We start from the raw sequence: 16,073 nt of genomic DNA on the forward strand, positions 1-16,073 counted from the left end.
CGAGTGTCAGCTCATCGGGATTTGTTCGTCTGCTGCCTTGCTGCAATTCCAATTACTTCGGCTAATACCCTTAGCTCTTGCAGCATCCGCAGTGTTAACTACGATGCTAATGACATCGGGTATAAATTAATAAATAAGTTAACGAATAAATTTCAGTGAGCTACCGATAGCAATATCACTGGGTGTTGGCCCTATCACATGGATAGAACCGGGGAACTCAGGCTGCTTATCACCATTAAAACGAATGGTGACATGGCCCAGTTCACGCAGGTTCTGAGTTGCCACCTCGCCGACTGCGGTTATCACATAGCGCAGGTCAGCCAGTTCCATAATATTGCCAGCCTGTAACTCCCCATCGGTATCGCTGTGCTGGTGGATAAAACAGAACTCTTCAATATCTTTGGGCGCCCCTTCGCGGAAGGTGATAAGCATGTCATCAAGCAGCGCCTCGCGGGCGCTGTCGCCGATATTGGTAATAGTTGTCTGATAAATAGTATTCATACGTACATCCTTAACCGTTGAATTTATTACCGATAATTTAATACTTACTGATAAATAAAGGCTGATACTGCCCAGGCAATCAATACTGTTGGGGCGCCGGTAAGGAAGCGGCCAACCAGAACCGATGGAACACCGACACGAACGGTATCTTGCTTGGCTTCGGCTAGAGAGAGACCTACCGGGATAAAGTCACATGCCGCCTGAGCATTAATCGCAAATAATGCTGGCAGGGCCAATTGTGGTGGAATATTCCCCAAACCAATTTGTACCCCAACCAATACGCCGATAACTTGTGCGATAACGGCCCCTGGGCCTAAGAATGGTGACAACAGCGGGAAAGAGCAGATCAGTGCCAAGAGCACTAACCCTATCGGGCTGCTGGCCAGAGGTGTTAAACCGTGGGCGATAAAGTCGCCCAAACCTGATGCCATGATGATGCCGATTAATGCTGAAACGAAGGCCATAAACGGCAGAATAGTTTTCAGCACGGTATCGATGGTGTCGCGGCCTGACTGGAAGAACACCGCCACGACCGACCCCATTCCCATCCCAACTTTTGCCAGCAAACCGTCACTTTGTTCGGTGATTTTCTTGCTGGTATCGTAATCACGGCCAGATTTGCTTGTAGTTGTTTCCGCTGGTTTTGACGTTGCTGTCGCCGGTTCTGCTGGTGCAGTCGTTGCGGTGGCGTGATCGGTTCCACTGACTTTATGGATATTTTTTTCACGCACACCGGAAACATAAATATCTTCCAGTATGTATTGCGCCATCGGCCCGGATTGACCGGTTGAATGGATATTAACTGTTGGAATACGGCGTTTCGGATACAGGCCGCAGCGCAAGGTGCCACCACAGTCAATAATCGCCACGGCGATCTCTTCGGCTGGCGGCTCACCTTCTTTGAAGCCATCAACCGCTTCCCAACCAGTCAGTTCGCTGATGCGGTCAATGATGGCTGGTCGAGTACCTGCGGTGATATAGACAATTTTTTTACCTGGGACGATTGGCAACACTAATGGCCCACCCCAGCCGCCTTCGCCTTTTTCAATCCTGATGAATTCACTCATGATCTGCTCCACACAGTATGTATTTAATTTACATATTAAAGTTGTACGTTACGGTCCAGACGGATGCCCATTTTGCGTTCAAAGATGGAGGTCGTCAGATCGGTAACCCAGCCACGGAAGAAGTTGGTGAACAATCCAACCAGGAAGTAGCTAACAGCCAGCGGACCGAGTGGTAAGCCTAATGTGGTTAAACCACTGGCAATACCTAAGAACACGAACAACTCACCTGGGTTAATGTGTGGGAACAAACCATTCATCGAGTGGCAACTGTAAGAAGCGGCCGCGTAATAACTTGGTTTATATTTTTCAGGCATAAAGCGCCCAAGACTCAAGGTCATCGGGTTACAAAACACAAAAGTGCCGATCAGTGGTAGTAGCAGATAACGTGAAACGGGGTTACCAGCACAACGCTGTGCTAATCGTTCAATCCTGTCCTGACCAACAAACTTGATTAGCGCATTCATAATTACTAACAAACTGATTAATAAAGGTAAAATCCCGGTGACCATGCCAACAAAAACTTCGCCCCCTTTTTGGAAGAGTCCGATAAACCACTCGGCTCCATGGGTTATAAGTTCAATCATTTTTTTCTCCTGTAATCGAGGTTATGGCTGTTTTTATAAACTTTTGTTTTGAAAAGAAACTTCAGGAACCGCGTGATAAAACGGTATTCAAAATACTGAGGTACCAGAATGAACTTCAGCATCTTGTCTGTCGCCATGTGAACTACCATAATCATTTTTCAGATTCATTTATTGCATATAGATCACACTTTGAAAGATAAACCTTTCAAAGTGAAAATTAAAGTTAAAAGAAAATGGGATTGAAATGAAAGGTTATGGCGTGAAATAAATGTGTTGGATCAGACTAAAGCCTGATTAGCGTTAAGTTTGTCAGAGAGATAGGGGTAATAAAGCCCAAAGGAATCATGGGCTAACCGCTGGGAAGCCCACTTATAAATATTTAACCTAGCAGTTCACAATTAGGTGGCAGGCGGCATCCAATTGCATTGGGGATTATCTCGATACGGAAATGTTTGCCTGCCAGTGGTTCGCCATCCAGATTAAAAGTGATGTCATGGGGGGCGGTGATTTCCAGCCAAGGCAAGGTGGCCTCCACTACATTTTTATTTTTCTCACCACTGAACACGCTGGTCAGTAGGGCAGGAAGCAATTCTTCTGCGGTCAGCAACCGCAATTGCAGCAAGCCATCATTAATCAGTGCGTCGGGGCAGAGAGGCTGTCCACCACCGGCTTGCCGACCGTTGCCGATACCTATCACCAGAGCATCACCCGCCCATTGGAAATCAGGGCCATGTATTTCACAGCTATCTGCTTTAATTGTATCCATACGCATCAGGCCATGAAGAAAATATGAAGCCCCCCCCAGTACGGCTTTGAGTTTTTCGGGGGTTTCAGTGGTAATGCGGGTGCCAAAACCACCGGTTGCCATATTGATAAAATAGTGTTCGTCATTTACCCGAGCGATATCAACGGTAACAGCCCGGCCTTTGACCGCTAATTGCAGCGCATTTTCTATGTGCAGGGGAATATTACAACTGGTAGCGAAATCGTTGGCTGTGCCTAAGGGCACAATACCCAAATTAGGCCGATTGTAAGAGGGTAAGCCCATCAGTGCGCTGGCGACCTCATTAATAGTGCCGTCTCCGCCACCGGCAATTACAGTATCGACCCCCAGACCGGCTGCCTCGCCAACATAACGCTTCGCATCCCCATATTCCCAAGTGACTCGAACGTGAAGCGTGATACCTTCCTCACGTAAGTTCTTAACGGCATTGCGAACTTCAAGATTACCCGATTCCTTACCATTCAAGATCAAAAGGGTACGTGGCATTGAGGTCATAAGGTGCTCCAATCGTTTCTGCGATAGGAGTAACAGTAACCCATTGCTGTTTATTTTACCTATCCCCTTCTTACTTGAACTTGCAGGGGTGTTAGCGGCACTCACTCACCCGAATCACTTACTTGAGTAAGCTCATCGGGATTCATTCATTTGCTGCCTACCTGCAAGCCCAAGTTCTTTGGGGATACCCTTCTTACTTGAACCTGTAGGGGGGTTAGCGGCGTTCGTTACTCGGCCCATCCTTGGGCCTCGCCTCGTTGAGGCCACCGCAAGCGGTGTTCAAATCTGCTCCCGACAGATTTGTCACCCGAATCACTTACTTGAATAAGTGATTCGGGATTAATGCGCCTCATCCTGCGGGCTGGCATACATGTCACCCAAATCACTTGCTGGTGGTGAGTTTAACGCCTTTAGCTATATGAGATTATTCCGACAATATGGCAAATATCAATTATCGTTAAGTTTAATAAAAAGAGGTTTTATTTTTGTTAGGGTGTTTATTTAATGGAGATAATTAATATTTGATGGTGAGGTTATTCAGAAAACCGGTTTTCTTATTATTAGTTAATAACTTAACAAGAACCATCAATAATAAAAAAGTAGGTAAATTCAATAATAATCAGGTGGATAGATACGTAAAAAAGAAAAGGCCAGCCCAAGGGAGATTGGGCTAGCCAAGGAGGTGGTTCCTAGTCTTGTTTTAAAACTTTTTTAGTTCTTGATTGTACTCGAGCTATGTTACCTCAGCGTAATTATAATTGATGTGATCTATTTCTAATATTTGCTAAAAATGCCATCTGGGTGATGGCATTATTTTTTATTGCTTTATGTTACGCTTTTTCATGGGGATTTCGGCTATTTGTCCCGTTTAGATTACGTACCAGTAAGCCATATTCTACATTAATGTCCTCGGGGATCGGCAAATACATGATATGGCCATTACCCGGAGCAATATCAGCGGGCTGACTTTTTTTATCTTGCATGCTGGCGAGTATGAACTGAATATTGCCGTTTGGCGTCATCAGCTCAACGCTATCACCGACCGAGAATTTGTTTTTGACCACCACTTCCGCCAAGCCGTCACGGCGCACACCGGTAAACTCACCGACAAATTGCTGGCGTTCAGAAACTGAATAGCCGTAATCGTAAGTTTGTTGCTCTTCATGCACATGACGGCGCAGGAAGCCTTCGGTATAACCACGGTGAGCCAAGCCTTCCAGCGTGGTCAACAAGGTTGGATCAAAAGGTTTGCCCGCAACGGCATCATCGATAGCGCGGCGGTAAACCTGTGCGGTACGGGCGCAATAGTAGAAAGATTTAGTCCGACCTTCAATTTTCAGCGAATGTACCCCGAGTTGAGTCAGGCGTTCCACATGTTGAATAGCGCGTAGGTCTTTTGAGTTCATGATGTAAGTACCGTGCTCATCTTCGGTGGCGGTCATGTACTCACCAGGGCGCTGTGCTTCCTCAATCATAAACACTTTGTCGGTCGGTGCGCCGATACCCAATGTTGGTTCAATATTCTTTACCGCGATCGGCTGGTGAATATGCACGATGTTGCCGATTTCATCTTCTTTGCCTTCCTGAACATTATATTCCCAGCGGCAAGCATTGGTGCAGGTTCCCTGGTTCGGATCGCGTTTATTGATATAACCAGACAGCAGGCAACGGCCGGAATAGGCCATGCACAGTGCGCCGTGAACAAAAATCTCCAGTTCCATATCAGGAACTTGCGCGCGTATTTCTGCAATTTCTTCCAGTGATAACTCGCGGGAGAGAATAACGCGGGTCAGACCCATTTGTTGCCAAAATTTGACGGTAGCCCAGTTGACGGCGTTGGCTTGTACTGACAGATGAATATCCATCTGCGGGAACGCCTCGCGTACCATCATGATCAAGCCGGGGTCTGACATAATCAGTGCATCTGGCCCCATATCGATCACCGGTTTTAAATCACGCAAAAAGGTTTTCAGTTTGGAGTTGTGGGGGGCAATATTCACGACCACATAGAAGCGCTTACCAAGTGCATGCGCTTCCTGAATACCTAATGCTAGGTTTTCGTGATTAAACTCATTATTACGCACCCGCAGACTGTAACGCGGTTGGCCGGCATAAACCGCATCTGCGCCATAAGCAAAGGCATAACGCATGTTTTTAAGGGTACCGGCAGGCGATAATAATTCTGGGGTAAAAGGGATAGATGAAGACATATAAACGGCTCTCAGTCTGAGTTCAAGTCAGGACCACGCCCGAAGGGGTGGTTAAAAGCCGGGGATTGTAACCTTGCCAATCAGGAAAATCAGCCATCGCACAATTTTTGTAAGGTTTAAATGATCTGGATCAATATAAAAAGAGAAAAGCGCGGTCAACTGCCCCGCGCGTATTCCCATCATCTTTCAAATTGCAAATTTTCGCGTTGAAATCTATTGGGTATAAGGATAAGTAGGTAAAATAGCGCTATCAGATAAATAAAAATTACAGCGTCAAATCTTTAATTGTGGTGGTCGGGCCATTTTTTGTTACAGAGGCAATGCCATTTTTGGTGGCAGCTTCAGAACTGTAAGATTCACTGATACCAATAATCTGATGATTCTTTGCTTTCAAAACGAAGTAAGGTTCGTTTTTGACGTTACGCTTCAGTTCATACTGGCTTTCCAGCGGAGAGTTGCTTTGCACTGATGATATGCCGTTTTCAGCCGAGGCTTTACTGGCGTACATCTCACTGGAGAGAATAATTTCGCCATTGCTGGCTTTCAAATTGAAATGGTACTGCCCATTTTTTGCTTTCTTAATCTCATAGTGACCCATGGCCATAGTGTTTCTCCTATTGGTTGATACCTCTAACAGTGTAGTCAACGTTCATAGGAAGTCAGCTTAATACGCCTTACTCCAGCATAATTCGGACTGGGTAATAAGGAAATTACAGTAAACGGCAGATCTCTGCTTCCCAGCGATATCCCATCCCATATACCGCGCGGATAAATGGTTTTTCGCCATCGAGTGATTCCAGCTTGCGCCGGAGATTTTTGATATGGCTATCGATGGTGCGATCCGTCACCACGCGGTAATCGTCATACAGATTATTCAACAGTTGTTCACGGCTAAACACATGGCCCGGTTGGGTTGCCAGTATTTTCAGTAAACGAAATTCTGCCGGGGTTAATTCTAATGAGTGGCCCTGATAACTGGCCTGAAAGCGGGATTCATCAATCAGCAGTGGCACCGTCTCACTGGGCTGCTGCGGGAGCGGCCGGCAGCGGCGCAGAATGGTTTTGACCCGCGCCACCACTTCCCTCGGGCTATAGGGTTTGCAGATATAGTCGTCAGCACCAATTTCCAGCCCCAGCAACCGATCAATCTCTTCGGTTTTTGCCGTCACCATCATAATTGGCACATCAGAGAAACGGCGGATTTCTCGGCAAATGGTAATGCCATCGCTGCCGGGTAACATTAAGTCCAGCAAGATAATGGCCGGTGGCGACTGACGGACTGCCGCGACTACCTCGTCTCCCCTGGTTAGCCATTGGGTCTGATAACCCGCAGCTTGCAGGTAATCGACCAATAGCTGGCCGAGCTTCGGTTCATCTTCAACAATCAATACGGAGCCAGACTGGCTGGCAGACTGAAGTGGCTCTTGCATTACAATGAATTACCCTATGGAATGGAATAACGGAAATATTACCGTAATCCGCAGGCCACCCAAAGGTGAATGTTCAGCACTGATTTTGCCATCGTGTGCCTCGACAATATTGTGACATATCGCCAGCCCTAGCCCAGAGCCGCCGCTGGCGCGGTTACGTGAACTTTCGGTGCGATAAAAACGCTCAAAGATACGTTGGAGCTGTTCATCGCTAAGGCCCGGTTTACTGTCCTGCCAGTGTAAGATTAATCTCTCTTCCTCTGGTTGCGCGATAATCTCAAGCTGCCCGCCCTCATTGGTATAGCGCAGGCTGTTTTCCAGTAAATTATGAAATAGCTGATTCAATCGGTCGGGGTCACCAAATATTACCGCCTGTTCAGACAGATGGGCGGTGATGGTGATATTTTTACTTTGGAAACGGCCATGGAAGCTGGCGATGGCGATTTGTAACAAGCGCACCGCATCCAGTTGGGTTTTACGGTAGGCCAGAGCACCGCGATCCGAGAGCGATAACTGATGCAGGTCGTTGACCAGTTTGGTCAAAATCCCTACCTCGGCTTGCAGTGAAATCAAGGATTCAGGTGTTGGTTGCCGCACACCATCCTGTAGCGCCTCCAACTCGCCACGCAGTACTGCCAGTGGTGTACGTAGCTCATGAGAGACATCGGCCATAAAGTCGCGCCGCATTTGCTCGTTTTTCTCCAGCGAACTGGCAAGTTGGTTAAAGTCTTGCGCCAACCGGCCCAGTTCGTCACGGCTACTGACTGCCACTCGAGTGCTGAAATCACCCGCAGCCAGCCGATGTGTGCCTTCCACCAGCCGTTTTACCGGAGCCAACATCCCGCGCGATAAAATCCAGGTCACCGCCGCCGCCAACAGGGTTGATAAACCGACAATAATCCAACTGGTACGGCGTTGTTGTTGGTCAAAGTTAATATCGGCATTGCGCGTCAGTTTTTCGGGAGGGGTAGACATCACCCAGCCCACCACGAGTTTATTCACCTTGATGGCGCGACGGCTGGCTTCTTTCGGAACCTGACCGGTGTGCCCGACCAGTAGATTATTGTGATTATCGACCACCCAGAACTGAGCGCGCCAGCCCCGTGGTGGCAGGTTGCGGCTGTTATCACCGCTTTGCTCGAAAGATCGCATGATCTGATAAATCACCTGATCATTATTACGCAGGAAATCCCAGTTACCGTAACGTTGATATTGTACCTCAAGCGCATCTCCCAACATGGCGATGCGCTGCTCATTGCTCTGTTTAATGTAGTCAATGAAACCGCGCTCGAAACTGGCTCTAACCCCCCAGTGCATCGTGATCAACACCAGCATGCAGGTAGCAAATATCGCCATAAACAGTTTTCCGGTAATGCCGATTCTCATTATGTTTTTACCTGTTCTCTCGCTTGCCGCCTGAGTATATCGCCATAGGCTACTCCAGCCTCATTAGCGGCTGCTTACTAAAGCGGTTGCGTAATCGGTCAAAATAGAGGTAAACCACCGGTGTGGTATACAGCGTCAGCAACTGGCTCATTACCAGCCCGCCGACGATAGTTATCCCCAGTGGTTGACGCAATTCGGCCCCATCACCGCTGCCTAGCACCAGTGGCAGCGCCCCGAACAAGGCGGCCAATGTGGTCATTAGAATCGGCCTAAAGCGCAATAAACTGGCCTGAAAAATAGCATCACGGGCGCTGAGATTACCATTACGTTGCGCGTCGAGGGCAAAGTCCACCATCATGATAGCGTTCTTCTTCACGATACCAATCAACAGCATAATGCCAATAAGTGCGATCAGGCTAAAGGGGGCGTCGAACAATTCCAGCGCCAGTAGCGCGCCCACGCCAGCAGAGGGCAGTGTGGACAGAATGGTCAGTGGATGAACATAGCTCTCATACAAAATCCCGAGCACGATATACACCGTAGCGATAGCGGCCATAATCAGCCACAACTGCGATTTCAGTGTTTCCTGGAATACCTGCGCAGTACCGGTAAAGGTGCCGCGCACGCTGGCCGGTACCCCAAGTTCGGTCATTGCCCGCTCAACGGCGGCGGTTGCTGCAGATAAACTGCCAGCTTCCGGTAAGTTAAATGAGATGGTCGAGGCGGCAGATAAGCCTTGATGATTAACTGACAGTGGCGCATTGGCCGGTTGCCACTTGGCGAAATAAGACAGTGGAATTGACTGACCGCTGCTATTAATCACAAACATTTTATCCAACGAACTGACATCCTGAGTGTATTGAGGCGCGACTTCCATCACCACTTTGTATTGGTTCAATGGCTGATAAATAGTGGAGATCTGCCGTTGACCAAAGGCGTTGTTTAGCAGGGCATTGGCAGTGGACACATCAATCCCCAAGCGTGCCATGGTTTCGCGATCATAAGTCAGTGCCATCTCCGAGCCTTTATCCTGCTGGTCAGAGTTGACATCTGCCAGCTCTGGCAATTTAGCCAGCGCGGCGCGGACTTTTGGCTCCCATTCACGTAGTGCGGCTAAATCGTCTGCTAACAGCGTAAATTGATAACTGGCGTTGGCTTGGCGGCCACCGACGCGAATATCCTGCACCGGTGCCAGGAACAGGCTGGCTCCTGGCTCTTTGGCCAACTTGGCACGCAGACGAGTGATAATTTGCTGAGCGCTCTCACTGCGTTCACTCAAGGGTTTGAGCGAGATAAACATCGAACCGCTATTTGTGCGCGAGCCACCGGTGAAGCCGGTGACATTGTCGACGGCCGGATCAGCACTGACAATCTTCATAAAGTCTTTCAGCTTTTTCTGCATCGACTGAAACGAAATACTTTGATCAGCTTGAATAAAGCCCATCATCCGGCCTGTATCCTGCTCAGGGAAAAAGGTTTTCGGGATACTGATATAGAGCCAAACATTGAGCGCAATAGTGGAAAGCAGTACCACCATAACCCAACGTGTATGACCCAGTACCCAATTGAGTGAGCGACCATAACCTTGCTGGATAGCCAGCAGCATTTTACCAAACCCGCGAATCCGGGGTTGCTGACCAACCGGGTGTGATCGTAGCAAATGAGCGCACATCATTGGCGTCAAGGTGAGGGAAATGACCAGTGAAATACCGATAGCCACCGACAGTGTTACGGCAAACTCGCGGAATAAACGGCCCGGTAACCCCTCCATCAGCAGCAGTGGAATAAACACGGCCACCAGCGAAATACTCATCGACAACACGGTAAAGCCCACTTCACGCACCCCGCGCAGGGCGGCAGCCATCGGTTTTACCCCCGCTTCCAAATGGCGGGAAATATTCTCCAGCACCACAATGGCATCATCAACCACGAAGCCGGTGGCGATAGTCAATGCCATCAATGACAAGTTATTCAGGCTAAAACCGCACAGATACATAGCGGTAAATGTTCCGATCAACGAAACCGGTACGGCAACCGCAGGAATAAGCGTGGCACGCCCTGAGCGCAGAAAGAGGAACACTACCAGGATCACCAGTGCCACGGCGATCATCAGTGAGCGCTCCACTTCATCCAGCGAAGCACGAATGGTCGGTGAGCGATCTTGTGCAATATTCAACTGAATCGAGGCGGGGATCGAGGCGCGCAGGGCCGGAAGCTCTGCCCGGATCCGGTCGACGGTGGCGATAATATTTGCTCCCGGCTCGCGGCTGATCACTAACAGCACCGCCGGTTTACCATCGGACATCCCGGCGTTACGCACATCTTGCACCGAGTCCACCACCGTGGCGACATCCTGTAGCCGTACCGCTGAGCCATTGTTGTAATGAATCACCAGTGGGCGATAACCCTCTGCGGTTTTGATCTCGTCATTGGCCTGCACCTGCCAGTGCTGCTGACTGGAATCGATAGCACCTTGTGGGCGGCGGACGTTGGCGGCGCTGATTGCCTGTCGCACCGCATCCAGCGAGACACCTTGGTTAAACAATGCGCCGGGGTTCAATTCAACCCGCACCGCAGGCAGGGAACTGCCTCCCACCGAGACATCACTGACTCCCTCGGTTTGAGCAATTTTCTGCGCCAGTTTGGTTGAGGCAAAATCATATAACTGACCTTGAGTAAAGGTATCCGAGGTCAGCGTCATTATCATGATGGGCGCATCCGACGGGTTCATCTTGCGATAGGTCGGGCGGTTTGGCATGCCAGTGGGCAGCAGGCTTTGTGCGGCATTAAGCGCTGCCTGTACATCACGGGCCGCACCGTTGATATCTCGATTAAGATCAAATTGCAGAATGATCCGTGTGCTGCCCAATGAACTGGTAGAGGTCATTTCATTGACGCCTGCAATTCTGCCCAGTGCGCGTTCCAGCGGGGTGGCAATTGACGACGCCATGGTCTCAGGATCGGCCCCTGGCATAGACGCACTCACCGAGATCACCGGATAATCTACCTGCGGCAGCGGTGATACGGGTAATAAGCTAAAACCAATAATACCGCTGAGGGTAATAGCCATTGTCAGCAAGGTGGTAGCCACCGGGCGCTGGATGAACAGAGCGAAGAATTTCACGGTTGCTCCTGCCCATGGGGTGACTCAGATGCGGCAGTATCCTGATGGCGATAGCGGTTTTTGCCGTGAGAGTTGCGCGCCAGTTTGTCAAACAACAGATAGATAACTGGCGTGGTAAACAGGGTCAGTACCTGACTGACAATCAGCCCGCCCACCATACACACACCTAGTGGTTGGCGTAGCTCGGCACCGGCTCCGGTGCTGAGCATCAAGGGTAATGCACCAAATAACGCGGCCAATGTGGTCATCAGAATGGGGCGGAAACGTAACAAGCACGCTTGGTAGATGGCATCATACGGGGTCATCCCCTGATCCCGCTCCGCGGCCAGCGCAAAGTCGATCATCATGATGGCATTCTTCTTCACAATCCCGATCAGCAAGATAATGCCGATAATGGCAATCACATCCAGCTCATTGCCGGTCAGCATTAGCGCCAGCAAGGCACCGACACCGGCAGTGGGCAGGGTTGACAAGATAGTGACCGGATGAATAAAGCTTTCATACAATACGCCGAGCACGATATACATCGCCACAATCGCGGCGATAATCAGCCACAGCGTGCTACCGAGTGCGGCCTGAAATGCCAGCGTAGAGCCTTGGAAGCGGGTGGTGATATCAGCCGGTAGCTGAATTGCCTGCTCAGCTTGTGTCACCGCGTTTACTGCTTCACCCAGGGAATAGCCCGGTGCCAGATTGAAAGAGATAGTGGCCGACGGGAATTGATTCAAATGGTTGATAGACAGCGGCCCGAAACGCTCTTCAATGGAGGCAATACTGCTCAGTGGCACCCCTTTACCGTCGCTACCCGTCAGGCGGATATCGTTAAATGCCGCCAACCCCGGCGTGGCCTGCACGTCATGTTCCAGCACCACGCGGTATTGGTTGGCTTGGGTATAAATGGTGGAAATCAGGCGTTGACCAAAGGCGTTATATAGCGCGCTGTCGATAGCTGCCATCGTGATACCTAAACGGCTGGCACTATCGCGATCGACATTAACAAACGCCACCAATCCCTTGTCCTGCCAATCACTGGTGACATCCTGGAAGGGGGCTTGTTGCTGCAACTGGCTAACCAGCTTCGGTACCCAAGTGCTCAACTCCTCAAGTGTCGTGCCTTGCAGGGTAAACTGATATTGCGTCCGGCTCAGTTGAGTATCAATGGTCAGATCCTGTACCGGCTGTAAGTAAAGTTTAATCCCCGGTACACCGGCGACGCTTGCCTGTAAGCGGGTAATGACCTGCGGGATGCGATCGTCACGGCTGTTGAGTGGCTTAAGGTTAATTTGCAACCGGCCATTGTTCAGCGTGGCATTAGTGCCATCAACCCCGACAAATGAGGTCAGGCTTTCTACCGCCGGATCTTTCAGGATAATGGCGGCTACTTGCTGCTGGCGTTCCGCCATATTACTGAATGACACGGATTGCGGTGCTTCCAGTGTCCCCTGAATCAACCCATTATCTTGCAACGGGAAAAAGCCCTTGGGGATCAGCAGATAAAGGATCACGGTCAGCGCCAGTGTGCTGAGTGCCACACCCAGTGTCAGCCACTGATGGTTAAGTACTTTTTTCAGTGCTACGGCATAATGGGCGATCACCCAGTCAAAGAATTTCTCACTGGCACGTGACAGGCGGTTTTGCTTGCGTAGTGACTCATAACTGAGCATCCGCGCGCACATCATTGGGGTCAGCGTCAGCGAAACTACCGCTGAAATCAGGATCGCCACCGCCAGTGTTACGGCAAATTCGCGGAACAGCCGGCCCACGATATCGCCCATAAACAGCAACGGAATCAATACGGCAATTAATGAGAAGGTGAGTGAAATAATAGTAAAGCCAATCTCACCAGCACCTTTTAGCGCCGCATCCAGCGGTTTCTCGCCTTTTTCAATATAACGGGAGATATTCTCTATCACTACGATGGCGTCATCGACCACAAAACCCGTGGCAATGGTCAGTGCCATTAATGTCAGGTTATTGATTGAAAAACCGAGAAAATACATCGCGGCAAAAGTCCCAATCAGTGACAGCGGTACTGCCACACTGGGGATAATGGTGGCTGCGGCATTGCGCAGAAACAGATAAATCACCATCACCACCAGCACAATGGCGAGCAGTAACTCAAACTGCACGTCACTGACGGAGGCGCGGATGGTGGTGGTGCGGTCGGTTAGTACCTTGACATCAACCGACTTGGGCAAACTTTTGATCAACTCCGGCAGCATCTCGCGAATACTGTCTGCGGTGGCAATGACGTTGACCCCCGGCTGGCGCTGGATATTCAACACAATCGCCTGCTGGGTATTGGCCCACGCGGCCAGTTTGTTATTTTCCGCGCCCTGCTCGATGGTAGCGACATCCTGCAAGCGGATCGGTGCTCCATTTTGGTATGCAATGATCAGATCACGGTAATCCTCGGCAGATTTCATCTGGTCATTAGCCGACAATGTCACCGAACGGGTGGGGCCATCGAGGCTACCTTTGGCGGAATTGACGTTAGCATTGCTGATGGCAGTACGAATGGTTTCGCTGTCCAGCCCCAATGCGGCGACCGCCGGAGCATTCAGTTTCACCCGCACCGCCGGGCGCTGCCCACCAGAAATAGTGACCAGACCGACCCCGGTGACTTGCGATATTTTCTGCGCAATCCGGGTTTCGACCATATCTTCTACTTGCGTCATCGGGATGGCTGTGGAGGTCACGGCCAAGGTCATAATCGGCGGATCAGCCGGATTTACTTTGCTGTAAATCGGCGGATAAGGCAGATCATTGGGCAGCAGGTTGGTGGCAGAGTTAATGGCAGCTTGCACCTCTTGCTCTGCCACATCCAGTGGCAACGTAAGCTGGAATTGCAGCGTAATCACCGACGCACCACCAGAACTCTGTGATGCCATCTGCTTGAGACCAGACATTTGACCAAACTGGCGCTCCAACGGCGCGGTAATGGATGATGTCACCACGTCTGGGCTGGCCCCAGGATAGAGTGTCACCACCTGAATCGTCGGATAATCAACCTCTGGCAGGGCAGAGACGGGCAGTGCGCGGTAACCGAGGATCCCGGCCAGCAGAATGGCAATCATAAATAAAGTGGTGGCAACCGGGCGCAGAATAAACAGCCGTGACGGCCCGCCACCGGGTGTTGGAGGCATCACTTGCATCAGGATTTCTCCGCAGGAACAGTGCTACCCGCCGCTTTTCCGCCCCGATGTGTGGCTTTCTCCTCGGTGGTCGGTTTCTCTGCGGCCCCCGTCTGGTTCGCCGCCGCCGCCCGTGGTGTTACCACTTCGACCTGCAAGCCTTCGGTCAGGCGATCAATACCGTCAGTAACCACGCGTTGACCCGCACTCAATCCGGCGCTAATAACCACTTGTTTGCTGTCTTGAATACCGGTAGTGACCAGATGCTTACTGACTTTATTCTCGTCATTTAAGATCCAGACAAAGCTCCCTTCATTACCCATTTGTACGGCTGCGGTTGGCACCACCACGGCATTTTGCAGTAAATCTACCTTGATACGGGCATTAACAAATTGGTTTGGGAACAGAGCGTCATCGTCATTGGCAAAGCGTGCTTTCAGCTTAATGGTGCCAGTGGTGGTATCAATTTGATTATCAATACTGAGCAGATAGCCCTGTGCCAGTCGCTGTTTATTGGTGCGATCCCAAGCCTCTACTGGCACGGTAGTGTTATTTTGGGCTGCATTCTTCTGCGCTTGCATGATTGCGGGGATATCGCTTTCTGGCAGCGTAAAGACCACATCAACCGGATGTGTCTGAGTGATCACCACAATGGGGGTTGCGGTACCGCTGGTAATGTAATTACCGACATCAACCTGTTTTAGGCCCACTTTACCGCTGATGGGGGCGGTAATACGGCTATAAGTCAGTTGCAGTTTGGCACTGTCGATAGCGCCTTGATCGGCTTTAACACTGCCTTCACTTTGGCGCACCAACGAGGCTTGGGTATCAAGTTCTTGTTGTGAAATAACACCGGTTTTCACCAGTTTTTGGTAGCGGGCCAGATCACGACGGGCATTATCCAGCGTGGCCTGATCCTTCGCCAATTGGCCCTGTGCTTGGGTCAGTTGTACCTGATAAGGGCGCGGATCGATTTCCACCAGTAAGTCACCAGCGTTGACCTGCTGGCCTTCAGTAAAGTGGATTGCCATTAATTGGCCATCAACTCGGCTGGTCACGGTAACCGTGTTGGCGGCAAGCACGGTACCTAAGCCGGTAAGATAGCGTGGTACAGCTTGTTCGGTTGCTGTGGCGGCCTGCACCGGTGACATGGGCATATTCCGCCGCCCACCGGCGCGGGCTGTGGTGGTCCCGTTAGCGGTGGGCTGCGCACCTGGCGGCGTGCTGGCAGGGGCGGCACTAAAGTCGCGCCAGACAAAGACAGCAACAATAATCGCCACCACCGCCCCGAGTACCATCAGTACCCTGGAAGTGCGTTTGGATTGAGCTTTCATGATGGCGGTAGTCCTTTTTGTTTA

11 protein-coding genes are annotated in these 16,073 nt (G+C 50.4%); all 11 read right to left on the reverse strand.

Annotated elements, in window-relative coordinates:
- Positions 1-138: 138 nt before the first annotated feature.
- The 11 genes from srlB to A6J67_RS09460 all read right to left on the reverse strand — a co-directional run bounded on the left by srlB (position 139) and on the right by A6J67_RS09460 (position 16,049).
- Positions 139-501: a PTS glucitol/sorbitol transporter subunit IIA gene (gene srlB, locus A6J67_RS09410; protein ID WP_005184017.1), complete on the reverse strand. Its 363-nt coding sequence runs from the start codon at positions 499-501 to the stop codon at positions 139-141.
- 44 nt (positions 502-545) lie between these two features.
- Entirely contained in the window at positions 546-1,568 is a 1,023-nt protein-coding gene (locus A6J67_RS09415; RefSeq protein ID WP_032906002.1) for a PTS glucitol/sorbitol transporter subunit IIB, read from the reverse strand.
- 35 nt (positions 1,569-1,603) lie between these two features.
- On the reverse strand, positions 1,604-2,152 hold the full coding sequence (locus tag A6J67_RS09420) for a PTS glucitol/sorbitol transporter subunit IIC (RefSeq protein ID WP_004877312.1): 549 nt from the start codon (positions 2,150-2,152) through the stop codon (positions 1,604-1,606).
- Between the two features lie 379 nt (positions 2,153-2,531).
- Entirely contained in the window at positions 2,532-3,422 is an 891-nt protein-coding gene (gene yegS / locus A6J67_RS09425; RefSeq protein WP_072088772.1) for a lipid kinase YegS, read from the reverse strand.
- A gap of 839 nt (positions 3,423-4,261) precedes the next feature.
- Positions 4,262-5,581, reverse strand: a complete 1,320-nt coding sequence (yegQ, locus tag A6J67_RS09430; RefSeq protein ID WP_230857930.1) for a tRNA 5-hydroxyuridine modification protein YegQ — start codon at positions 5,579-5,581, stop codon at positions 4,262-4,264.
- A 325-nt stretch (positions 5,582-5,906) separates the two neighbouring features.
- Positions 5,907-6,245, reverse strand: a complete 339-nt coding sequence (locus A6J67_RS09435; protein WP_050296772.1) for a YegP family protein — start codon at positions 6,243-6,245, stop codon at positions 5,907-5,909.
- A gap of 106 nt (positions 6,246-6,351) precedes the next feature.
- Positions 6,352-7,071 carry a two-component system response regulator BaeR gene (gene baeR, locus A6J67_RS09440; RefSeq protein ID WP_005183995.1) on the reverse strand — a complete coding sequence of 240 codons (720 nt, stop codon included), beginning with the start codon at positions 7,069-7,071 and terminating at the stop codon, positions 6,352-6,354.
- Between the two features lie 9 nt (positions 7,072-7,080).
- Positions 7,081-8,457, reverse strand: coding sequence for a two-component system sensor histidine kinase BaeS (gene baeS / locus A6J67_RS09445; protein ID WP_005183994.1), 1,377 nt, complete (start codon positions 8,455-8,457; stop codon positions 7,081-7,083).
- A gap of 49 nt (positions 8,458-8,506) precedes the next feature.
- On the reverse strand, positions 8,507-11,581 hold the full coding sequence (mdtC, locus tag A6J67_RS09450) for a multidrug efflux RND transporter permease subunit MdtC (RefSeq protein WP_050296771.1): 3,075 nt from the start codon (positions 11,579-11,581) through the stop codon (positions 8,507-8,509).
- Positions 11,578-14,736 (reverse strand): MdtB/MuxB family multidrug efflux RND transporter permease subunit, encoded by a 3,159-nt coding sequence (locus A6J67_RS09455; RefSeq protein WP_050296770.1) that lies wholly within the window; start codon positions 14,734-14,736, stop codon positions 11,578-11,580. Before A6J67_RS09455 ends, mdtC begins: the two co-directional genes overlap by 4 nt.
- Entirely contained in the window at positions 14,736-16,049 is a 1,314-nt protein-coding gene (locus A6J67_RS09460) for an MdtA/MuxA family multidrug efflux RND transporter periplasmic adaptor subunit (RefSeq protein ID WP_050296769.1), read from the reverse strand. The genes A6J67_RS09455 and A6J67_RS09460 overlap by 1 nt, the downstream gene beginning before the upstream one ends.
- Between the last annotated feature and the right edge of the window lie 24 nt (positions 16,050-16,073).

This window comes from Yersinia sp. FDAARGOS_228, from assembly GCF_002073315.2.
In the GTDB taxonomy this organism is placed as follows: Bacteria; Pseudomonadota; Gammaproteobacteria; order Enterobacterales; family Enterobacteriaceae; genus Yersinia; species Yersinia intermedia.